This is a genomic window from Microbulbifer sp. S227A (assembly GCF_049800935.1).
Window position 1 is genome coordinate 1 of record NZ_JBNAFZ010000008.1, and the last position, 21,121, is coordinate 21,121.

Annotated in this window: 16 protein-coding genes and 1 tRNA gene; 16 read left to right on the forward strand and 1 reads right to left on the reverse strand. The window is 61.1% G+C overall.

Annotation, left to right across the window (positions count from 1 at the left end; all coding sequences use genetic code 11):
• Window positions 1-1,176 carry an elongation factor Tu gene (tuf, locus tag ACP15R_RS18010; RefSeq protein WP_424987598.1) on the forward strand — a complete coding sequence of 392 codons (1,176 nt, stop codon included), beginning with the start codon at window positions 1-3 and terminating at the stop codon, window positions 1,174-1,176.
• 233 nt (window positions 1,177-1,409) lie between these two features.
• Entirely contained in the window at window positions 1,410-2,063 is a 654-nt protein-coding gene (locus tag ACP15R_RS18015) for a CatB-related O-acetyltransferase (RefSeq protein ID WP_424987599.1), read from the forward strand.
• A gap of 3 nt (window positions 2,064-2,066) precedes the next feature.
• Here ACP15R_RS18015 and ACP15R_RS18020 read toward each other — a convergent pair whose 3' ends face one another.
• Window positions 2,067-2,771, reverse strand: coding sequence for a lysophospholipid acyltransferase family protein (locus tag ACP15R_RS18020; RefSeq protein ID WP_424987600.1), 705 nt, complete (start codon window positions 2,769-2,771; stop codon window positions 2,067-2,069).
• A 160-nt stretch (window positions 2,772-2,931) separates the two neighbouring features.
• On the opposite strand from ACP15R_RS18020, the gene ACP15R_RS18025 reads away from it, so the two are divergent.
• The 14 genes from ACP15R_RS18025 (at window position 2,932) to tuf (ACP15R_RS18090) (ending at window position 21,043) form a co-directional block, all read left to right on the forward strand.
• A tRNA-Trp gene (locus tag ACP15R_RS18025) sits at window positions 2,932-3,007 on the forward strand.
• A gap of 173 nt (window positions 3,008-3,180) precedes the next feature.
• Complete coding sequence (gene secE, locus ACP15R_RS18030; protein ID WP_424987601.1) at window positions 3,181-3,378, forward strand: preprotein translocase subunit SecE; 198 nt, start codon at window positions 3,181-3,183, stop codon at window positions 3,376-3,378.
• A gap of 354 nt (window positions 3,379-3,732) precedes the next feature.
• Entirely contained in the window at window positions 3,733-4,266 is a 534-nt protein-coding gene (gene nusG, locus ACP15R_RS18035; RefSeq protein ID WP_424987602.1) for a transcription termination/antitermination protein NusG, read from the forward strand.
• A gap of 159 nt (window positions 4,267-4,425) precedes the next feature.
• A complete protein-coding gene (gene rplK, locus ACP15R_RS18040) occupies window positions 4,426-4,851 on the forward strand; it encodes a 50S ribosomal protein L11 (RefSeq protein WP_424987603.1) in 426 nt (141 codons plus the stop codon).
• A 1-nt stretch (window position 4,852) separates the two neighbouring features.
• The gene (gene rplA / locus ACP15R_RS18045; RefSeq protein WP_424987604.1) at window positions 4,853-5,551 is read left to right on the forward strand and encodes a 50S ribosomal protein L1; all 699 of its coding nucleotides are present in this window, start codon (window positions 4,853-4,855) and stop codon (window positions 5,549-5,551) included.
• Window positions 5,552-5,796: 245 nt separating this feature from the next.
• The gene (gene rplJ / locus ACP15R_RS18050; protein ID WP_369952536.1) at window positions 5,797-6,312 is read left to right on the forward strand and encodes a 50S ribosomal protein L10; all 516 of its coding nucleotides are present in this window, start codon (window positions 5,797-5,799) and stop codon (window positions 6,310-6,312) included.
• A gap of 74 nt (window positions 6,313-6,386) precedes the next feature.
• Window positions 6,387-6,761 carry a 50S ribosomal protein L7/L12 gene (gene rplL / locus ACP15R_RS18055; protein WP_424987605.1) on the forward strand — a complete coding sequence of 125 codons (375 nt, stop codon included), beginning with the start codon at window positions 6,387-6,389 and terminating at the stop codon, window positions 6,759-6,761.
• A gap of 244 nt (window positions 6,762-7,005) precedes the next feature.
• Window positions 7,006-11,139, forward strand: a complete 4,134-nt coding sequence (gene rpoB, locus ACP15R_RS18060; RefSeq protein ID WP_424987606.1) for a DNA-directed RNA polymerase subunit beta — start codon at window positions 7,006-7,008, stop codon at window positions 11,137-11,139.
• A 49-nt stretch (window positions 11,140-11,188) separates the two neighbouring features.
• Window positions 11,189-15,430, forward strand: coding sequence for a DNA-directed RNA polymerase subunit beta' (gene rpoC, locus ACP15R_RS18065; RefSeq protein ID WP_424987607.1), 4,242 nt, complete (start codon window positions 11,189-11,191; stop codon window positions 15,428-15,430).
• 168 nt (window positions 15,431-15,598) lie between these two features.
• Window positions 15,599-16,477 carry a DMT family transporter gene (locus ACP15R_RS18070; RefSeq protein WP_424987609.1) on the forward strand — a complete coding sequence of 293 codons (879 nt, stop codon included), beginning with the start codon at window positions 15,599-15,601 and terminating at the stop codon, window positions 16,475-16,477.
• A gap of 311 nt (window positions 16,478-16,788) precedes the next feature.
• Complete coding sequence (rpsL, locus tag ACP15R_RS18075; protein WP_011570072.1) at window positions 16,789-17,160, forward strand: 30S ribosomal protein S12; 372 nt, start codon at window positions 16,789-16,791, stop codon at window positions 17,158-17,160.
• A 15-nt stretch (window positions 17,161-17,175) separates the two neighbouring features.
• Window positions 17,176-17,646 carry a 30S ribosomal protein S7 gene (gene rpsG, locus ACP15R_RS18080; RefSeq protein WP_424987610.1) on the forward strand — a complete coding sequence of 157 codons (471 nt, stop codon included), beginning with the start codon at window positions 17,176-17,178 and terminating at the stop codon, window positions 17,644-17,646.
• Window positions 17,647-17,667: 21 nt separating this feature from the next.
• Window positions 17,668-19,785, forward strand: a complete 2,118-nt coding sequence (gene fusA, locus ACP15R_RS18085) for an elongation factor G (RefSeq protein WP_424987611.1) — start codon at window positions 17,668-17,670, stop codon at window positions 19,783-19,785.
• Window positions 19,786-19,867: 82 nt separating this feature from the next.
• Window positions 19,868-21,043 carry an elongation factor Tu gene (gene tuf, locus ACP15R_RS18090; RefSeq protein ID WP_424987598.1) on the forward strand — a complete coding sequence of 392 codons (1,176 nt, stop codon included), beginning with the start codon at window positions 19,868-19,870 and terminating at the stop codon, window positions 21,041-21,043.
• Window positions 21,044-21,121 lie beyond the last annotated feature (78 nt).

Below are 21,121 nucleotides of genomic sequence, written 5' to 3' on the forward strand. Positions count from 1 at the left end.
ATGGCAAAGGAAAAGTTTGAGCGTAACAAGCCGCACGTCAACATCGGCACGATTGGCCACGTTGACCACGGCAAGACGACGCTGACCGCGGCAATCACCAAGTATTTCGGTGACTTCAAGGCCTATGACCAGATCGACGGCGCGCCGGAAGAGAAGGCCCGCGGGATCACCATCTCGACCGCGCACGTGGAATACGAGACCGAGAACCGCCACTATGCGCATGTGGACTGCCCCGGCCACGCGGACTATGTGAAGAACATGATCACCGGTGCGGCGCAGATGGACGGCGCGATCCTGGTTGTGAACGCCGCTGACGGCCCGATGCCGCAGACCCGCGAGCACATCCTGCTGGGCCGCCAGGTTGGCATCCCGAAGATGGTCGTGTTCATGAACAAGGTCGACCAGGTTGACGACGAAGAGCTGCTCGAGCTGGTGGAAATGGAGATCCGCGAACTGCTGAGCTCCTACGACTATCCGGGCGACGATATCCCGATCATCGCGGGTTCTGCTCTGGCGGCGATGGAAGGCAACAAGCCGGAAATCGGCGAAGAGAAGATCAAGGAGCTGATGGCGGCTGTTGACGACTATATCGACACGCCCGAGCGTGCGGTTGACCAGCCGTTCCTGATGCCGATCGAAGACGTGTTCTCGATCTCGGGCCGTGGTACGGTTGTGACCGGCCGTGTCGAGCGTGGCGTGATCAACGTTGGCGACGAAATCGAGATCGTCGGCATCCGCGACACCAAGAAAACCACCTGCACGGGTGTTGAAATGTTCCGCAAGCTGCTGGATCGCGGCGAAGCGGGCGACAACATCGGCGCGCTGCTGCGCGGTGTTGACCGTGAAGGTGTCGAGCGTGGCCAGGTTCTCTGCAAGCCGGGTTCGGTGACGCCGCACACCAAGTTCGAAGCCGAAGCCTATATCCTGACCAAGGAAGAGGGTGGCCGTCACACGCCGTTCTTCGCGAACTACCGTCCGCAGTTCTACTTCCGCACGACGGACGTGACCGGCACCGTGACGCTGGCCGAAGGCACCGAGATGGTGATGCCGGGCGACAACGTGTCCTTTGGCGTCGAACTGATCGCGCCGATCGCCATGGAACAAGGCCTCCGCTTCGCCATCCGCGAAGGCGGCCGCACCGTCGGCGCTGGCGTCGTCTCAAAGATCGTCGAGTAAGGACGCAGCGCGAACCTTTCGGTTGACGCGACCTGAAATCAGAAAACTGGCCTCCTCCGGGTATCGGACCCGGGGGAGGTTTTTTCGTTCCGGCCATTGGCCAGACCGCCCACCGGATTCCGGATGCCTTTCCTTTTGCGGGCGCTGCTGGTATCACCTGCACCACGCTATGGAGGCTTTGATGATTTATCTGCGCTGAACCGTTCGAACCCACTGGTCATAGCGAGGTCATCATGCCTTTTCCGTCTCCTGAAACCCTGTATCCGCTCATCCTGCCGGATGGGCAGCCGCATCCAAGTTCGGTGTTCCTGTCCGCCGCCATCGACCATCCGCGTTGGCAGATCGGCGACTATTCCTATGCTTCGGCCTTTCAGCCGCCGCAGGACTGGGCGGCGCATCTGGCGCCCTATTTGCATCCGGCGAGCGCCGAGCGCCTGCGTATCGGGCGGTTTTGCCAGATCGCCGATGGCGTTCTCTTTGTCACCGCGTCGGCCAATCATCGCCATGACGGGTTCTCGAGCTATCCCTTTGCCGTCTTTGACGGAATGGACCCCGCCCGGCCTTCTCTGCCCGATGGCCCGTTCCCCGACACCGAAATCGGTAACGATGTGTGGCTGGGGCAGGGGGTGCGCGTGCTGCCCGGCGCGCGGATCGGGTCGGGCACGATTGTCGGGACCGGTGCGGTCGTCGGGGGGGAGATCCCGCCCTATTCCGTCATTGTCGGCAATCCCGGCCAGCTTTTGCGCAGGCGGTTCGATCAAGCGACGATCGACCGGCTTCTGCAGCTTGCCTGGTGGGATTGGCCAATCGAGACGATCCTTGCCCACGAGGCGGCCATTTGCGGCGGCGATCTGGCCGCCCTGGAAGCGGCGGCGGCGGCACTCTGAGACCTATTGCCCGGACGGTGTGCCGGGCTCCCGCCCGATCGCCCGGTCGCAGGCGTCGGTGACCGCGTTCAGCGCGGCCTGCAAATCGAGTCGGTGGTGCTCAAGCTCTTGCGCATCGACGGCGCGCGGTATCTTGGTCTTCCATTCGCGGCACATGATCACGCCGCTGGTCCAGGGGGCGGGCAGCCACATCCTGTCCCAGGTCGGAAACTCCAGCACCCGGCGCGCCGAATAGGACACCACGAACACCCGTTTGCCGGATGCCCGCGCCCAGGCGAGCGGCACGGTCGAGCAGATTCGCGCCGGGCCGCGCGGGCCATCGGCGGCGATGCCGATGGATATGCCCGACCGCATCTTGCCCATCACCTCGCGTGTCAGCGACAGGTTGCGCGCATGCGAGGACATGGCCACCGTATCCATGCCGAACCGGTAGAGGATCTGGCCCACCATGCGACCGGCGCGCCCCGACGAGGTCAGCGTACAGATCGGCCCCTTGGACGTGTCGAACATGTAAGGGGCCATGAACAGCCGCTGGTGCCACAGCACCATGATCACCGGCTCGCCCGCGGCGGCGGCCGCGTCCATCGGTTCGAACCCCTCGCGCCGCCAGCTGGAACTGCGATGCGCAAACCTGACATGGGCGGCAAACGCCCCCTCGACCGAACGGTTGAGCCAGGCACTGTCGGCAATCCTTTTCCGCAGGCTCACGTCGCGCTCCTCATTGCTTGGTGCCTTTTCTTACGCAATCCCCGGCGCGAGGCAAACCGCTTCCGCGAGCCGTGTCGAAATATTACGCGCGCGACCCGCGAGGCCGCGTCATTTCCCTCTTGCCCCGGCGCGCGCCTTGGCATAGGACAACCCCGGCCCTAGGGGTATAGCTCAGCTGGTAGAGCGACGGTCTCCAAAACCGTAGGTCGCGGGTTCGAACCCTGCTGCCCCTGCCAATTCCCACGACATCGCAAAGGTACCTCGCCGCGGGTGTCGGGTTTTGGTCCGGTTCGGGGCATATGGCGGCGCAATTCTGCGCCATTGGGGCCTGTCGCGGTGAACTGCGGCTTGAAACCGGCGGCACAGAAGGTTATGTGCCCGCTAATCGATATCAGAAAAGGGCCCCCTCATGGCCACCATCAACCCGATTCAGTTCATCCAGCAAGTGCGTGCCGAAGTTGCCAAGGTCGTTTGGCCGACACGTCGCGAGGTGCTGTTGACCACGGTGATGGTTTTGATCATGGCGGCGCTGACCGCGGCGTTTTTCGCGGTGGTCGATCTGTTGATCCGGGGCGGGCTGACTGCCTTGCTCGGGATGTTTGGCTGATACGCCCGTCGGGCGCACACAGTCTGTCCGATTGAGGAGAGTGGGCCGTCGCCGGGGCGTGATCCGGTGATTGGCACGATACCGGTTTTGTGGTAAGCGTCATCAGATCGTCGGCCTTGCCCCGTCCCGCGAATTCGGGTGCATGCGCGTGGTACGTGTAATAATACTCGGTTAACCCCTTGAACATTTGACCAATCAGCGTTAGGTCACGCCCGTCCCCGAACATTGGCGTGTGGCGATTCGTGCTGCGCGCCGCTTTTTGTTCTGCGGATGACGGGTCAACCGTATGAAAGACTTATAGAATTCGGGGCGTTCCATGCTGGGCGACTCGGCAAGACAAGGGCGACGAGCTTCATGGCGAAACGGTGGTATTCGGTCAGTGTTCTTTCGAATTTCGAAAAGAAGATCGCAGAACAGATCCGCACGTCGGTTGCCGAGCAGGGGCTTGAGGACGATATCGACGAGGTTCTCGTTCCGACCGAAGAGGTGATCGAAGTCCGTCGCGGCAAGAAGGTCACCACCGAGCGCCGCTTCATGCCGGGCTATGTGCTGGTGCATATGGAAATGTCCGATCAGGGCTATCACCTGATCAACTCGATCAATCGGGTGACCGGTTTCCTGGGGCCGCAGGGCCGCCCGATGCCGATGCGTGATGCCGAGCTGAACGCCATCATGAACCGGGTGCAGGAAGGCGAAGAGACGCCGCGGACGCTGATCCATTTCGAGATCGGCGAGAAGGTCAAGGTCAACGACGGTCCGTTCGAGGATTTCGATGGCATGATCGAGGAAGTGGACGACGAGAACCAGCGCCTGAAGGTGTCGGTGTCGATTTTTGGCCGGGAGACCCCGGTCGAACTGGAATTCACGCAGGTCAGCAAGCAGGCCTGAGTGTGGGGCGGGGGTCACCCCGCCGGCGGCCGGGTTGGCCGTTCGTTTGTGGGAGGCAAGGGCACGCGTGCCCAAGCCGGACCACGCTAGCAAACCGGGGTGTGACGCGTCACGCCTCTTAGGGCGGGGCAACCCGCCGATGACACAAGGAGATGGCCAATGGCCAAGAAACTCGTCGGCTCCATGAAGCTGCAAGTGCCCGCCGGGCAGGCAAACCCGTCGCCGCCGGTTGGTCCCGCACTGGGTCAGCGCGGCATCAACATCATGGAATTCTGCAAGGCGTTCAACGCCAAGACCGCAGATCTCGAGCCCGGCGCGCCGTGCCCGACCGTGATCACCTATTATCAGGACAAGTCCTTTACCATGGACATCAAGACGCCCCCGGCGTCGTATTTCCTGAAAAAGGCCGCCAAGCTGAAGTCCGGTGCCAAGACCCCGTCGCGGGAAGTCGTGGGGACCGTGACCGTCAAGCAGGTGCGCGAGATCGCCGAAGCGAAGATGAAGGATCTGAACGCCAACGATATCGATGCGGCGATGAAGATCATTGTTGGCTCGGCCAACTCCATGGGCATCGAGGTGAAGTAAGATGGCAAAGCTTGGAAAACGTACCCGCGCCGCCCGTGACGCCGTTGCCGGCAAAGAAAACCTGAGCGTCGAAGACGCCGTTGCGCTGATCAAGGGCAATGCCACGGCCAAATTCGACGAGACCGTCGAGCTGGCCGTGAACCTGGGTGTCGACCCGCGCCATGCCGACCAGATGGTCCGCGGCGTTGTGGGTCTGCCCAACGGTACAGGCAAGACCGTGCGCGTTGCGGTTTTTGCCCGTGGCGCCAAGGCGGATGAAGCGACCGCAGCCGGTGCCGACATCGTCGGTGCAGAAGACCTGATGGAAACCGTGCAGGGCGGCAAGATCGAGTTCGATCGCTGCATCGCGACCCCGGACATGATGCCGATCGTCGGCCGTCTGGGCAAGGTCCTGGGCCCGCGCAACCTGATGCCGAACCCCAAGGTCGGAACCGTCACCATGGACGTGGCCGACGCGGTCAAGGCAGCCAAGGGCGGCGAAGTGCAGTTCAAGGTCGAAAAGGCCGGTGTCGTGCATGCGGGTGTCGGCAAGGCATCGTTTGACGAGGCCAAGCTGGTCGAGAACGTGCGCGCCTTTGTCGGTGCCGTCGCCAAGGCCAAGCCGGCCGGCGCCAAGGGTACCTATATGAAGAAAATCGCGCTGAGCTCGACAATGGGACCCGGCGTCACCATTGATGTTGCCAACGCAACCGGCGAATAAGACCGCCGCACAAGAATTTGGAGCTTCGGCTCCAGATGGCGGGGCCGCAACATCTGGCCCCGTCCTGTCCGAGACGGAGGGTTCAGGCATTTGCCTGAATAATTCCTTCCTGAGATGGGAAACGAGACATTCTGCACCTTCGGGTGGTTTTGGCTCGGGACCCTGAAATTGGACCCGAATGCCCCGTGGCCAATATGCGGGGTGAAACTGAGCCGGGGGGAAACCCCCATACTTGGAGTGAAACTGTGGATAGAGCCCAGAAAGAGAAAGTGGTCGAGGAACTCGGCCAGATCTTTGAAAGCTCTGGCGTCGTTGTGGTTAGCCACTACGTCGGACTGACAGTTGCCGAGATGCAGGACCTGCGCGCGCGTGCACGCGAAGCGGGTGGGTCTGTGCGTGTTGCCAAGAACAGGCTCGCCAAGATCGCCCTTGAGGGTAAGCCGTGTGAGTCCATCACATCGCTCCTGACGGGCATGACCGTTCTGACCTATTCCGAGGATCCTGTGGCTGCGGCCAAGGTTGCCGAGGATTTCGCCAAGGAAAACAAGAAGTTTGAGATTCTTGGCGGCGCAATGGGTGAGAATGCGTTGGACCGGGCCGGTGTGCAGGCCGTATCGAAAATGCCGTCGCGCGAAGAACTTATCGCGACCATCGCTGGCATGCTCGGTGCACCTGCAAGCAACATCGCCGGGGCCATTGGCGCACCTGCAAGCAACATCGCGTCCATCTTGTCCACCATCGAGGACAAGGCGGCCGCCTGAGCAACGTAAGTCCGGCACGTGGGTGAACACGCGTCGTTGGAACACACGAACTGTAAACGGAAAGAGCTGATAAAATGGCTGATCTGAAGAAGCTGGCAGAAGAGATCGTTGGTCTGACCCTGCTGGAAGCACAAGAACTGAAAACCATCCTCAAGGACGAATACGGCATCGAGCCCGCAGCTGGCGGCGCTGTCATGATGGCGGGTCCTGCTGACGCCGGTGGCGCAGCCGAGGAAGAAAAGACCGAATTCGACGTCGTTCTGAAGAACGCCGGCGCTTCGAAAATCAACGTGATCAAAGAAGTTCGCGGCATCACCGGTCTGGGCCTGAAAGAAGCCAAGGACCTGGTCGAAGCCGGTGGCAAGATCAAAGAAGGCGTCTCGAAAGAGGAAGCCGAAGAAGTCAAAGGCAAGCTGGAAGCAGCTGGCGCCGAGGTCGAGCTGGCCTAAGCCGGCTGGTGGGGCAACCCGCCGCATGAAATTTGGCTGGATCCGGAGAAATCCGGGTCCAGCCGAACCTGTCTTGGAAAGGGCTTTGCAGCAAGCCTTTTCCAAGGCGCGGTTCAAGGGATCGGGAGGCTGCCATTCGGGACGGTGGCCATGAATTGATCCGGACGCGCTGTCTCGTATGGGCAAGGTGCCAGGGCCCGGCGGCATCCTTGACCGGTGAGAATATTGAAAGGTGACACCTGATATGGCTCAGTCCTTCCTTGGCCAGAAACGTCTTCGCAAATATTACGGTAGAATCCGTGAAGTGTTGGAAATGCCGAACCTGATCGAGGTTCAGAAATCCAGCTATGACCTGTTCCTGAACTCCGGTGACGCGCCCCAGCCGACCGATGGTGAAGGCATCATGGGCGTGTTCCAGTCGGTTTTCCCGATCAAGGATTTCAACGAGACCAGCGTGCTGGAATTCGTGAAATACGAGTTGGAAAAACCGAAATACGACGTCGAGGAATGCCAGCAGCGCGACATGACCTACAGCGCACCGCTCAAGGTAACGCTGCGGCTGATCGTGTTCGATATTGACGAGGACACCGGAGCGAAGTCGGTCAAGGACATCAAGGAACAGGACGTGTTCATGGGCGACATGCCCCTGATGACACCGAACGGCACCTTTATCGTGAACGGCACCGAACGCGTCATCGTGAGCCAGATGCACCGTTCGCCCGGCGTGTTCTTTGACCATGACAAGGGCAAGACCCACAGCTCGGGCAAGCTGCTTTTTGCCTGCCGCATCATCCCGTACCGCGGCAGCTGGCTGGACTTTGAATTCGATGCCAAGGACATCGTCTATGCCCGTATCGACCGTCGCCGCAAGCTGCCGGTGACGACGCTGCTCTATGCCCTGGGTCTGGACCAGGAAGGCATTGCCGACGCCTATTACGACACCGTATCCTATACGCTGAACAACAACCGGGGCTGGGTCACGCCGTTCTTCCCCGAGCGGGTGCGCGGCACCCGTCCGACCTATGATCTGGTCGATGCCAAATCCGGTGAGATCATCGCCGAGGCCGGCAAGAAAGTGACCCCGCGCGCGGTCAAGAAGCTGATCGACGAAGGCACGGTCACCGACCTGCTGGTGCCGTTCGACCACATCGTCGGCAAATTTGTCGCCAAGGACATCATCAACGAGGAAACCGGTGCGATCTATGTCGAGGCCGGTGACGAGCTGACGCTGGAATACGACAAGGATGGCGACCTGATCGGGGGCACCGTCAAGGACCTGATCGATGCGGGCATCACCGACATCCCGGTTCTGGACATCGACAATGTCAATGTCGGCCCCTACATCCGCAACACCATGGCGCAGGACAAGAACATGAACCGGGAAACCGCGCTCATGGATATCTACCGCGTCATGCGCCCGGGCGAGCCGCCCACCGTCGAGGCGGCAAGCGCGCTGTTTGACACGCTGTTCTTTGACAGCGAGCGCTATGACCTGTCTGCTGTTGGCCGGGTCAAGATGAACATGCGCCTTGCGCTGGATGCCGAAGACACCATGCGCACCCTGCGCCGCGAAGACATCGTTGCCTGTATCAAGGCGCTGGTCGAACTGCGCGACGGGCATGGCGACATCGACGACATCGACCACCTGGGCAACCGCCGTGTGCGCTCGGTCGGCGAGCTGATGGAAAACCAGTACCGCGTTGGCCTGCTGCGCATGGAGCGCGCGATCAAGGAACGCATGTCGTCGGTCGAAATCGACACGGTGATGCCGCAGGACCTGATCAACGCCAAACCGGCGGCTGCCGCGGTGCGCGAGTTCTTTGGTTCGTCGCAGCTGTCGCAGTTCATGGACCAGACCAACCCGCTGTCGGAAGTCACCCACAAACGCCGCCTCTCGGCGCTTGGGCCGGGTGGTCTGACCCGCGAGCGTGCCGGCTTTGAGGTGCGCGACGTGCACCCGACCCACTATGGTCGGATGTGCCCGATTGAAACGCCGGAAGGGCCGAATATCGGTCTGATCAACTCGCTGGCAACCTTTGCCCGCGTGAACAAATACGGCTTTATCGAAACCCCGTACCGCGTGGTCAAGGAAGGTCACGTGACGGACGAAGTGCACTATATGTCCGCCACCGAGGAAATGCGCCACACCGTGGCGCAGGCCAACGCGACGCTGGACCAGAGCGGCAACTTCATCAACGAGCTGGTCAGCACCCGCCAGTCCGGCGATTACACGCTGGCCCCGCGCGAGAATGTCGACCTGATCGACGTCAGCCCGAAACAGCTGGTCTCGGTTGCGGCATCGCTGATTCCGTTCCTTGAAAACGACGACGCCAACCGCGCCCTGATGGGATCGAACATGCAACGTCAGGCGGTTCCGCTTTTGCGGGCCGAGGCGCCGCTGGTCGGCACCGGCATCGAAGAGGTCGTGGCACGGGATTCCGGCGCTGCGATCATGGCGAAACGCGCGGGCATCATCGACCAGGTCGACGCCCAGCGTATCGTGATCCGTGCAACATCCGATCTTGAACTGGGCGACGCCGGTGTGGACATCTACCGCATGCGCAAGTTCCAGCGTTCGAACCAGAACACCTGCATCAACCAGCGCCCGCTGGTCAAGGTGGGTGACACGGTGCAAAAGGGGCAGGTGATTGCCGATGGTCCGTCCACCGATATCGGTGAACTGGCGCTTGGCAAGAACGTGGTCGTCGCCTTCATGCCGTGGAACGGCTACAACTACGAAGACTCGATCCTGATCTCCGAGCGCATCGCGCAGGATGACGTGTTTACCTCGATCCATATCGAGGAATTCGAAGTCGCCGCCCGTGATACGAAACTCGGCCCCGAAGAGATCACCCGCGACATTCCGAATGTCGGTGAAGAAGCGCTGCGCAACCTCGACGAGGCGGGCATCGTTTACATCGGTGCGGATGTGGAACCGGGCGACATCCTGGTTGGCAAGATCACCCCCAAGGGCGAGAGCCCGATGACGCCGGAAGAGAAGCTTCTGCGCGCCATCTTCGGGGAAAAGGCCAGCGACGTGCGCGATACCTCGCTGCGCGTCAAGCCGGGCGATTTCGGCACCGTCGTCGAAGTGCGCGTGTTCAACCGCCACGGTGTGGAAAAGGACGAACGTGCCCTGCAGATCGAGCGGGAAGAGGTTGAACGTCTGGCCCGTGACCGCGACGACGAGCTGGGTATTCTCGACCGTAACATCTATGCGCGTCTGAAAACCGTGATCATGGGCAAGACCGTTGCCAAGGGGCCGAAAGGCATCAAGGCGGGCTCGGAAGTGACCGAGGACCTGCTGGCAACCATGAGCCGTGGCCAATGGTGGCAGCTCGCCCTGCACGAAGAGGAAGACGCCAAGATCGTCGAAGCTCTGCACGAGCAGTACGAGGCGCAGAAACGCGCCCTGGATGCACGGTTCGAGGACAAGGTCGAAAAGGTCCGTCGTGGCGACGACCTGCCCCCGGGCGTGATGAAAATGGTCAAGGTGTTCGTGGCGGTTAAGCGCAAGCTGCAACCGGGCGACAAGATGGCCGGCCGTCATGGCAACAAGGGTGTGATTTCGAAAGTGGTGCCGATGGAGGACATGCCGTTCCTCGCGGATGGTACGCCGGTCGATTTCTGCCTCAACCCGCTGGGTGTGCCGTCGCGCATGAACGTCGGTCAGATCCTTGAAACCCACATGGGTTGGGCCGCGCGCGGCCTGGGTCTGAACATCGACGAGGCGTTGCAGGAATACCGCCGCTCGGGCGATCTGACCCCGGTGCGCGACGCGATGAAACTGGCATATGGCGAAGATGTCTATGACGAAGGCATCACCGGCATGGACGAGGATCAGCTTGTCGAGGCGGCGGGCAACGTGACCCGCGGCGTGCCGATCGCGACACCGGTCTTTGACGGCGCGAAAGAGGCGGATGTCAACAACGCGCTGATGCGTGCCGGGTTCAGCGAATCCGGTCAGTCGGTGCTGTATGATGGCCGGACCGGCGAGCAATTCGCCCGTCCTGTCACCGTTGGCGTCAAGTACCTGCTCAAGCTGCACCACCTGGTCGACGACAAGATCCACGCGCGTTCGACCGGACCCTACTCGCTCGTGACCCAGCAGCCGCTGGGTGGCAAGGCGCAGTTCGGTGGCCAGCGCTTTGGGGAAATGGAAGTCTGGGCACTCGAAGCCTATGGCGCGGCCTATACCCTGCAGGAAATGCTGACCGTGAAGTCGGACGACGTTGCCGGACGGACCAAGGTCTACGAAAGCATCGTCAAGGGCGAGGACAATTTCGAGGCCGGCGTGCCGGAATCGTTCAACGTTCTCGTGAAAGAGGTCCGCGGCCTCGGCCTGAACATGGAACTCCTGGATGCGGAGGAAGAGTAGGGGCGGTTTCGCCCCAAACTCATCCCATCCCAATGTGTAAGGACGCAAAATGAACCAGGAACTGACCAACAACCCGTTTAACCCGCTCACACCGCCCAAGGTCTTCGACGAGATCAAGGTGTCGCTGGCCTCGCCCGAGCGAATCCTGTCGTGGTCGTATGGCGAGATCAAGAAGCCGGAAACCATCAACTACCGCACGTTCAAGCCCGAGCGTGACGGCCTGTTCTGTGCGCGTATCTTTGGCCCGATCAAGGATTACGAATGCCTCTGCGGCAAATACAAGCGCATGAAGTATCGCGGCGTTGTCTGCGAGAAATGCGGTGTCGAAGTCACGCTGCAAAAGGTTCGCCGCGAGCGTATGGGCCATATCGAACTGGCCGCGCCGGTGGCGCATATCTGGTTCCTGAAATCGCTGCCGTCCCGCATCGGCCTGATGCTGGACATGACGCTGCGTGATCTGGAACGCGTGCTGTATTTTGAAAACTACGTTGTCATCGAGCCGGGTCTGACCGACCTGCAATACGGCCAGATGATGACCGAAGAAGAATACATGGATGCGCAGGATGCCTATGGCATGGACGCCTTTACCGCCAATATCGGCGCCGAGGCGATCCGTGAAATGCTGGCGGCGATCGATCTTGAGCAAGAGGCCGAAACCCTGCGCGCCGATCTGAAAGAGGCCACAGGCGAACTGAAGCCCAAGAAGATCATCAAGCGTTTGAAAGTGGTGGAATCCTTCCTTGAATCCGGCAACCGCCCGGAATGGATGGTTCTGACCGTGATCCCGGTCATCCCGCCGGAACTGCGCCCCCTGGTGCCGCTGGATGGCGGCCGTTTCGCGACCTCGGACCTGAACGACCTGTACCGCCGGGTGATCAACCGGAACAACCGTCTGAAGCGTCTGATCGAACTGCGTGCACCTGACATCATCGTGCGTAACGAAAAGCGGATGTTGCAGGAATCGGTGGATGCGTTGTTTGACAACGGTCGCCGCGGCCGGGTGATCACCGGTGCCAACAAGCGTCCGCTGAAATCTCTGTCTGACATGCTCAAGGGCAAGCAGGGCCGTTTCCGTCAGAACCTTCTGGGGAAACGGGTCGACTTCTCGGGCCGTTCGGTCATCGTGACGGGGCCGGAACTCAAGCTGCACCAATGTGGTCTGCCAAAGAAGATGGCGCTCGAATTGTTCAAACCGTTCATCTACTCGCGGCTTGAGGCCAAGGGGCTGTCGAGCACCGTGAAACAGGCGAAAAAGCTGGTCGAGAAAGAGCGCCCCGAGGTTTGGGATATCCTTGACGAGGTGATCCGCGAACATCCTGTCATGCTGAACCGTGCGCCGACGCTGCACCGTCTGGGCATCCAGGCGTTCGAACCGGTGCTGATCGAAGGCAAGGCCATTCAGCTGCACCCGCTGGTCTGTTCGGCCTTCAACGCCGACTTTGACGGTGACCAGATGGCCGTTCACGTGCCGCTGAGCCTTGAGGCACAGCTGGAAGCGCGGGTTCTGATGATGTCGACGAACAACGTTCTGTCGCCCGCCAACGGTGCGCCGATCATCGTTCCGTCGCAGGACATGATCCTGGGTCTTTATTATGTCACGCTGGAACGCGAAGGCATGAAGGGCGAGGGCAAGGTCTTTGGGTCGATCGAAGAAGTCCAGCATGCGTTGGACGCGGGCGAGGTGCATCTTCATACCAAGATCACCGCGCGCGTGACCCAGATCGACGACGAAGGCAACGAGGTTCAGAAACGCTATGAAACCACGCCGGGCCGCGTGCGTCTGGGGGCGTTGCTGCCGCTGAACGCCAAGGCTCCGTTCGAGCTGGTCAACCGCCTGCTGCGCAAGAAGGAAGTTCAGCAGGTCATCGACACGGTCTATCGCTATTGCGGTCAGAAAGAGTCGGTCATTTTCTGTGACCAGATCATGACCATGGGTTTCCGCGAGGCGTTCAAGGCGGGCATTTCGTTCGGCAAGGACGACATGCTGATCCCGGACACCAAGTGGCCGATCGTCGAAGAGACCCGCGAACAGGTCAAGGATTTCGAGCAACAGTACATGGACGGCCTGATCACCCAGGGCGAAAAGTACAACAAGGTTGTCGATGCCTGGTCCAAGTGTAACGACCGGGTCACCGAAGCCATGATGGGCTCGATCTCGGACAGCGGCCGCGACACGGATGGTGCCGAAAAGGAACCCAACAGCGTCTACATGATGGCGCATTCCGGTGCCCGTGGCTCGGTCACGCAGATGAAGCAGCTGGGCGGGATGCGGGGCCTGATGGCCAAGCCGAACGGCGACATCATCGAGACGCCGATCATCTCGAACTTCAAGGAAGGTCTGACCGTTCTTGAGTACTTCAACTCGACCCACGGTGCCCGCAAGGGTCTGTCCGATACGGCTCTGAAAACCGCCAACTCGGGCTATCTGACCCGACGTCTGGTGGACGTGGCGCAGGATTGTATCGTGCGTATGCATGACTGTGGCACCGAAACGGCGATCACCGCGGAACCGGCGGTGAATGACGGCGAGGTCGTGGCCTCGCTGGCCGAGCGTGTCCTGGGCCGCGTGGCGGCTGACGACATCCTCAAGCCGGGCACAGACGAGGTGTTGGTGGCGCAAGGCCAGATCATCGACGAGCGGATGGCGGATGCGATCGACGAGGCCAATGTCCAGACCGCCCGTATCCGCAGCCCGCTGACCTGTGAGGCCGAAGAGGGCGTCTGTGCCATGTGCTATGGCCGTGACCTCGCGCGCGGCACGCTGGTGAACCAGGGTGAAGCGGTGGGCATCATCGCGGCGCAGTCGATCGGTGAACCGGGCACACAGCTGACCATGCGGACCTTCCACATCGGGGGCGTTGCGCAGGGTGGCCAGCAGTCGTTCCAGGAAACCAGCCAGGATGGTGTCGTCGTCTTCGAGAATCCGCAGATTCTTGAAAACGCGTCGGGCGAGATGCTGGTGATGGGCCGGAACATGAAGGTCGTCATCAACGACGAGCACGGCGAAGAGCGCGCGAGCTTCAAGCTCAGCTATGGCTCCAAGCTGTTCGTCAAGGAGGGCGAGGCGGTCAGCCGCGGTCAGAAGCTGTTCGAATGGGATCCCTATACCCTGCCGATCATCGCGGAAAAGGCCGGTACGGCGAAATTCGTCGACCTGGTCAGCGGCATTGCCGTGCGTGACGAGACCGACGATGCGACGGGCATGACCCAGAAGATCGTGATCGACTGGCGTGCCGCGCCCAAGGGCAACGAGCTCAAGCCCGAGATCATCCTGGTCGACGCCGATGGCGAGCCGGTCCGCAACGATGCGGGCAACCCGGTGACCTATCCGATGTCGGTGGATGCGGTTCTGTCGATCGAGGACGGTGCCGAGGTCAAGGCCGGTGACGTGGTCGCGCGTATCCCGCGCGAGGGGTCCAAGACCAAGGACATCACCGGTGGTCTGCCGCGTGTGGCCGAACTGTTCGAGGCGCGGCGTCCCAAGGACCACGCGATCATCGCGGAAATCGATGGTTACGTGCGCTTTGGCCGCGACTACAAGAACAAGCGCCGCATCAGCATCGAACCTGCGGATGACTCGCTGGAACCGGCGGAATACATGGTGCCCAAGGGCAAGCATATTCCGGTGCAGGAAGGCGACTTCATCCAGAAGGGCGACTATATCATGGACGGCAACCCGGCGCCGCATGACATCCTGTCGATCATGGGTGTCGAGGCACTGGCCGACTACATGATCCACGAGGTGCAGGACGTCTACCGGCTTCAGGGTGTGAAGATCAACGACAAGCACATCGAGGTGATCGTTCGCCAGATGCTGCAAAAGTGGGAGGTCCAGGATTCCGGCGACACGACGCTGCTCAAGGGCGAGCACGTGGACAAGCAGGAATTCGATCACGCCAATGAAAAGGCGCTGTCCAAGAATGGTCGCCCGGCGCAGGGCGAACCGATCCTGCTGGGCATCACCAAGGCCAGCTTGCAGACCCGCAGCTTCATCTCGGCGGCGTCCTTCCAGGAAACCACCCGGGTTCTGACCGAGGCATCGGTACAGGGCAAGAAAGACAAGCTGGTCGGTCTCAAGGAAAACGTGATCGTGGGTCGTCTGATCCCGGCCGGGACCGGTGGTGCCACCCAGCGGGTGCGCCGCATCGCGACCGAGCGGGACAATGTCGTGATCGATGCCCGTCGCGAAGAAGCCGAGGCCGCTGCGGCCCTGGCGGCTCCGACCGAGGCGGACATCATCAACGCCGATGCGTTTGACCCGATGGTCGAAACGCCGGAGAGCCGCGACTGATCCGCTGGCCGGAAGATGGCCAAGCCAGGATTGCCCCCCGCGCTGCTTGTGCGGGGGGCTTTTTTCTGCCCGGCGCGCAGATATGAAGCTCGGCACTTGATCCGCCTGCGGATTTGCGATTGACCGGACGGGCAAGCGGGGCGCGGCCCCATTCTCACGGAGCACTCGATGTCGCCAAACCTGCATGGCTCGCTGCTGATGATGGCAAGCATGGCCGCGTTCACGCTGAACGATGCCTGTATCAAGGCCACCGACAACGCGCTCCCCTTGTTTCAGCTGCTGACGCTGCGGGGTATCGTGACCAGCCTGCTGATCTATCTGCTGGCGCGGCATCTGGGGGCGCTGCGGTTCGACTTGTCGCCCCATGACTGGGGCCTTGTAGCACTGCGTTCGGTCGCGGAAATCGCGGCGGCCTATTTTTTTCTGACCGCGCTGTTGAACATGCCGCTGGCCAATGTCACGGCGGTGTTGCAAGTGCTGCCGTTGACCGTGACCCTTGGCGCGGCCCTGTTCTTTGGTGACCCGGTAGGCTGGCGGCGGATGAGCGCGATCCTTGTCGGCTTCTGCGGCATGTTGCTGATCGTGAGGCCGGGACCAAACGGCTTTGACATCGACTCGGTCTATGCGCTTGCCGCGGTGCTGTGCGTCACGGTGCGCGATCTCGCAACGCGGCGCATGTCGGCATCGGTGCCCTCGATGACCGTTACGCTGGTTGCATCGCTGGCTGTGCTGGTGTTTTTCGGGCTTGGGTCGGTGGGGACCGAGTGGCAACCGCTCGATCTGCGACTGACGCTGCTTGTCGGGGGCGCATCGTTCTTTATCCTTGGCGGCTATCTGTTCAGCGTGATGGTGATGCGGGTGGGGGACATCGCCGTGATTGCGCCGTTCCGCTATACCGGCTTGTTGTGGGCGCTGGCCCTGGGCTGGCTGGTATTTGGCGACTGGCCATCGGATCTGACCCTATTGGGGGCGGGGATCGTGGTGGCAACCGGGGTGTTCACACTCTACCGTGAACGGGCGGTCCGGTCGGCGCGATCGGCCCGGTGAAGGCCCGGTGACGACCCTGCATGGGCCGGGCCGGCCGGCAACGGCCGCGGGCTGTTGACACGCTCTGCGACTCCTCTTATACGCCGGTCTCATCTCGGCTTTGGGGGTCGCCCCAGCGGTCGAAATCTATACTGAAGTGGTCACGATCCGGGCACCTATCGCCCCGATCCTCTGTATACCCGCCGCGTCGTTCACCTCGGAATGGGAACGATTGCGGTTTTTGCGCTTGCGGACGCGTAAGTTGCGAAGAATTTGAACCGCACGCACATGCGTGCATGACATGTATGTTGCGAAACGGGGAAAGAACCGGAATGCCAACGATCCAACAGCTGATCCGCAAGCCGCGCCAGCCTAAAATCAAACGATCCAAGTCCATGCATCTGCAGGAATGCCCGCAGAAGCGTGGCGTTTGCACGCGCGTGTACACCACGACGCCGAAAAAACCGAACTCGGCCATGCGGAAGGTTGCCAAGGTGCGCCTGACCAACGGTTTCGAGGTCATCTCGTATATCCCGGGTGAGAGCCACAACCTTCAGGAACACTCGGTTGTCCTGATCCGCGGCGGCCGTGTCAAAGACCTTCCCGGTGTGCGCTATCACATCCTGCGCGGTGTTCTGGACACGCAGGGCGTCAAAGACCGTAAGCAACGCCGTTCGAAATACGGCGCCAAGCGTCCCAAGTAAGAAGGAGAGGCTGATATGTCACGTCGTCACGCCGCCGAAAAACGCGAAGTCCTGCCCGACGCCAAGTTTGGCGATATCGTTCTGACCAAGTTCATGAACAACCTCATGATCGATGGCAAGAAATCTGTTGCCGAGCGCATCGTCTACAACGCGATGGATCGCGTCGAAGGCAAGATCAAGCGTTCGCCCGTCGAAGTGTTCCACGAAGCGCTCGACAACATCAAACCCAGCGTCGAAGTCCGTTCGCGCCGTGTGGGTGGTGCCACCTACCAGGTTCCGGTCGAAGTTCGCCCCGAGCGCCGCGAAGCGCTGGCGATCCGCTGGCTGATCAAGGCCAGCCGCGCCCGCAACGAGAACACCATGGAAGAGCGTCTCGCCGGCGAGCTTCTGGACGCTGTACAATCCCGCGGTTCCGCGGTGAAAAAGCGCGAAGACACCCACAAGATGGCCGAGGCGAACAAAGCCTTCAGCCATTACCGCTGGTAAACCCTCAGAGGCACGGAACTCATGGCACGCGATTATCCGCTCGACCGCTACCGCAACTTCGGCATCATGGCCCATATCGATGCAGGCAAGACCACCTGCAGCGAACGGATCCTGTTCTACACCGGCAAATCCCACAACATCGGTGAGGTGCACGATGGTGCGGCCACCATGGACTGGATGGAGCAGGAGCAGGAACGCGGGATCACCATCACCTCGGCTGCGACCACCACCTTCTGGGAACGCACCGAAGATGGCCAGACCGCCGACTCGCCCAAGCATCGTCTGAACATCATCGACACCCCCGGCCACGTTGACTTTACCATCGAGGTCGAGCGTTCGCTGGCGGTTCTCGACGGTGCCGTCTGTGTTCTGGACGCCAATGCCGGCGTCGAGCCCCAGACCGAAACCGTGTGGCGTCAGGCTGATCGCTACAAGGTTCCGCGCATGGTGTTCGTCAACAAGATGGACAAGATCGGTGCCGACTTCTTCAACTGCGTTCGCATGATCGAAGACCGCACCGGCGCGCGCGCCGTGCCGGTTGGTATCCCGATCGGTGCCGAGAACGAGCTGGAAGGTCTGGTTGACCTCGTGACCATGGAAGAGTGGCTGTGGCAGGGTGAAGATCTCGGCGCAAGCTGGATCAAGGCCCCGATCCGCGACAGCCTCAAGGACATGGCCGACGAATGGCGCGGCAAGATGATCGAAGCGGCCGTCGAAGAAGACGACGAAGCGATGATGGAATATCTCGAAGGCAACGAGCCCGACGTGCCGACCCTGCGCAAACTGCTGCGCAAGGGCACGCTGGCGCTGCACTTCGTCCCGGTTCTGGGTGGTTCTGCGTTCAAGAACAAAGGTGTTCAGCCGCTGCTCAATGCCGTGATCGACTATCTCCCCAGCCCGCTGGACGTGGTTGACTACATGGGCTTCAAACCCGGTGACGAAACCGAAGAACGGAACATCGCCCGCCGTGCGGATGATGAAATGGCGTTCTCGGCTCTGGCGTTCAAAATCATGAACGACCCGTTTGTCGGCTCCTTGACCTTTACCCGTATCTATTCCGGCACGCTGGAAAAGGGCGCGACTCTTCTGAACTCGACCAAGGGCAAGAAAGAGCGCGTTGGCCGGATGATGATGATGCACTCCAACAACCGCGAGGAAATCACCGAAGCGTTTGCGGGCGACATCATCGCGCTGGCGGGTCTCAAGGACACCACCACCGGTGACACGCTCTGTGCGGTCAACGACCCGGTCGTTCTGGAAACCATGACCTTCCCCGATCCGGTTATCGAGATCGCGGTCGAGCCGAAAACCAAGGCCGACCAGGAGAAGATGTCGCAGGGTCTGGCCCGTCTGGCCGCCGAAGACCCGTCCTTCCGCGTGGAAACCGACCTGGAATCCGGTCAGACCATCATGAAGGGCATGGGCGAACTTCACCTGGACATCCTGGTGGACCGTCTCAAGCGTGAATTCAAGGTCGAAGCCAATATCGGTGCGCCGCAGGTGGCCTATCGCGAGACCATCGGTCACGAGGTCGAGCACACCTACACCCACAAGAAACAGTCGGGTGGTTCGGGCCAGTTCGCCGAGGTGAAGATGATCATCTCGCCGACAGAGCCGGGCGAAGGCTATTCCTTCGAGAGCCGCATCGTTGGTGGTGCCGTTCCCAAGGAATACATCCCGGGTGTTGAAAAGGGCATCAACTCGGTCATGGACAGCGGCCCGCTGGCTGGCTTCCCAGTGATCGACTTCAAGGTTGCTCTGATCGACGGCAAGTTCCACGACGTTGACTCCAGCGTTCTGGCCTTTGAAATCGCGGCGCGCATGGGTATGCGCGAAGGCATGAAAAAGGCTGGCGCCAAGTTGTTGGAGCCGATCATGAAGGTCGAGGTCATCACGCCGGAAGAGTATACCGGTGGGATTATCGGCGACTTGACCAGCCGTCGTGGTCAGGTGACCGGACAGGAGCAACGTGGCAACGCGATCGCCATTGACGCGATGGTGCCTCTGGCCAACATGTTCGGCTACATCAACACGCTGCGTTCGATGAGCTCGGGCCGAGCGAACTTCACCATGCAGTTCGATCACTACGACCCGGTTCCGCAGAACATCAGCGACGAGATCCAGTCGAAATACGCATAAGCGGCGAGGCGGGGGAGACCCCGCCCTGCCAGTACCGCAGGCCGGGCAGATGCCCGGCCCCCGACAGACAAAGGAGGCCATCATGGCAAAGGAAAAGTTTGAGCGTAACAAGCCGCACGTCAACATCGGCACGATTGGCCACGTTGACCACGGCAAGACGACGCTGACCGCGGCAATCACCAAGTATTTCGGTGACTTCAAGGCCTATGACCAGATCGACGGCGCGCCGGAAGAGAAGGCCCGCGGGATCACCATCTCGACCGCGCACGTGGAATACGAGACCGAGAACCGCCACTATGCGCATGTGGACTGCCCCGGCCACGCGGACTATGTGAAGAACATGATCACCGGTGCGGCGCAGATGGACGGCGCGATCCTGGTTGTGAACGCCGCTGACGGCCCGATGCCGCAGACCCGCGAGCACATCCTGCTGGGCCGCCAGGTTGGCATCCCGAAGATGGTCGTGTTCATGAACAAGGTCGACCAGGTTGACGACGAAGAGCTGCTCGAGCTGGTGGAAATGGAGATCCGCGAACTGCTGAGCTCCTACGACTATCCGGGCGACGATATCCCGATCATCGCGGGTTCTGCTCTGGCGGCGATGGAAGGCAACAAGCCGGAAATCGGCGAAGAGAAGATCAAGGAGCTGATGGCGGCTGTTGACGACTATATCGACACGCCCGAGCGTGCGGTTGACCAGCCGTTCCTGATGCCGATCGAAGACGTGTTCTCGATCTCGGGCCGTGGTACGGTTGTGACCGGCCGTGTCGAGCGTGGCGTGATCAACGTTGGCGACGAAATCGAGATCGTCGGCATCCGCGACACCAAGAAAACCACCTGCACGGGTGTTGAAATGTTCCGCAAGCTGCTGGATCGCGGCGAAGCGGGCGACAACATCGGCGCGCTGCTGCGCGGTGTTGACCGTGAAGGTGTCGAGCGTGGCCAGGTTCTCTGCAAGCCGGGTTCGGTGACGCCGCACACCAAGTTCGAAGCCGAAGCCTATATCCTGACCAAGGAAGAGGGTGGCCGTCACACGCCGTTCTTCGCGAACTACCGTCCGCAGTTCTACTTCCGCACGACGGACGTGACCGGCACCGTGACGCTGGCCGAAGGCACCGAGATGGTGATGCCGGGCGACAACGTGTCCTTTGGCGTCGAACTGATCGCGCCGATCGCCATGGAACAAGGCCTCCGCTTCGCCATCCGCGAAGGCGGCCGCACCGTCGGCGCGGGCGTCGTCTCAAAGATCGTCGAGTAAGGGCTTGATGATCGCTCCGGGGCGGGTTATGCGCCCCGGATCGTACACACGATTTGACCTATGGGCGGGAATCATTCC

What these genes read in the sequence shown, in the direction of transcription:
- tuf (WP_424987598.1), top strand. Translation starts at nt 1, where the DNA reads ATGGCAAAGGAAAAGTTTGAGCGTAACAAGCCGCACGTCAACATCGGC.
- ACP15R_RS18015 (WP_424987599.1), top strand. Translation starts at nt 1,410, where the DNA reads ATGCCTTTTCCGTCTCCTGAAACCCTGTATCCGCTCATCCTGCCGGAT.
- secE (WP_424987601.1), top strand. Translation starts at nt 3,181, where the DNA reads ATGGCCACCATCAACCCGATTCAGTTCATCCAGCAAGTGCGTGCCGAA.
- nusG (WP_424987602.1), top strand. Translation starts at nt 3,733, where the DNA reads ATGGCGAAACGGTGGTATTCGGTCAGTGTTCTTTCGAATTTCGAAAAG.
- rplK (WP_424987603.1), top strand. Translation starts at nt 4,426, where the DNA reads ATGGCCAAGAAACTCGTCGGCTCCATGAAGCTGCAAGTGCCCGCCGGG.
- rplA (WP_424987604.1), top strand. Translation starts at nt 4,853, where the DNA reads ATGGCAAAGCTTGGAAAACGTACCCGCGCCGCCCGTGACGCCGTTGCC.
- rplL (WP_424987605.1), top strand. Translation starts at nt 6,387, where the DNA reads ATGGCTGATCTGAAGAAGCTGGCAGAAGAGATCGTTGGTCTGACCCTG.
- rpoB (WP_424987606.1), top strand. Translation starts at nt 7,006, where the DNA reads ATGGCTCAGTCCTTCCTTGGCCAGAAACGTCTTCGCAAATATTACGGT.
- rpoC (WP_424987607.1), top strand. Translation starts at nt 11,189, where the DNA reads ATGAACCAGGAACTGACCAACAACCCGTTTAACCCGCTCACACCGCCC.
- ACP15R_RS18070 (WP_424987609.1), top strand. Translation starts at nt 15,599, where the DNA reads ATGTCGCCAAACCTGCATGGCTCGCTGCTGATGATGGCAAGCATGGCC.
- rpsL (WP_011570072.1), top strand. Translation starts at nt 16,789, where the DNA reads ATGCCAACGATCCAACAGCTGATCCGCAAGCCGCGCCAGCCTAAAATC.
- rpsG (WP_424987610.1), top strand. Translation starts at nt 17,176, where the DNA reads ATGTCACGTCGTCACGCCGCCGAAAAACGCGAAGTCCTGCCCGACGCC.
- fusA (WP_424987611.1), top strand. Translation starts at nt 17,668, where the DNA reads ATGGCACGCGATTATCCGCTCGACCGCTACCGCAACTTCGGCATCATG.
- tuf (WP_424987598.1), top strand. Translation starts at nt 19,868, where the DNA reads ATGGCAAAGGAAAAGTTTGAGCGTAACAAGCCGCACGTCAACATCGGC.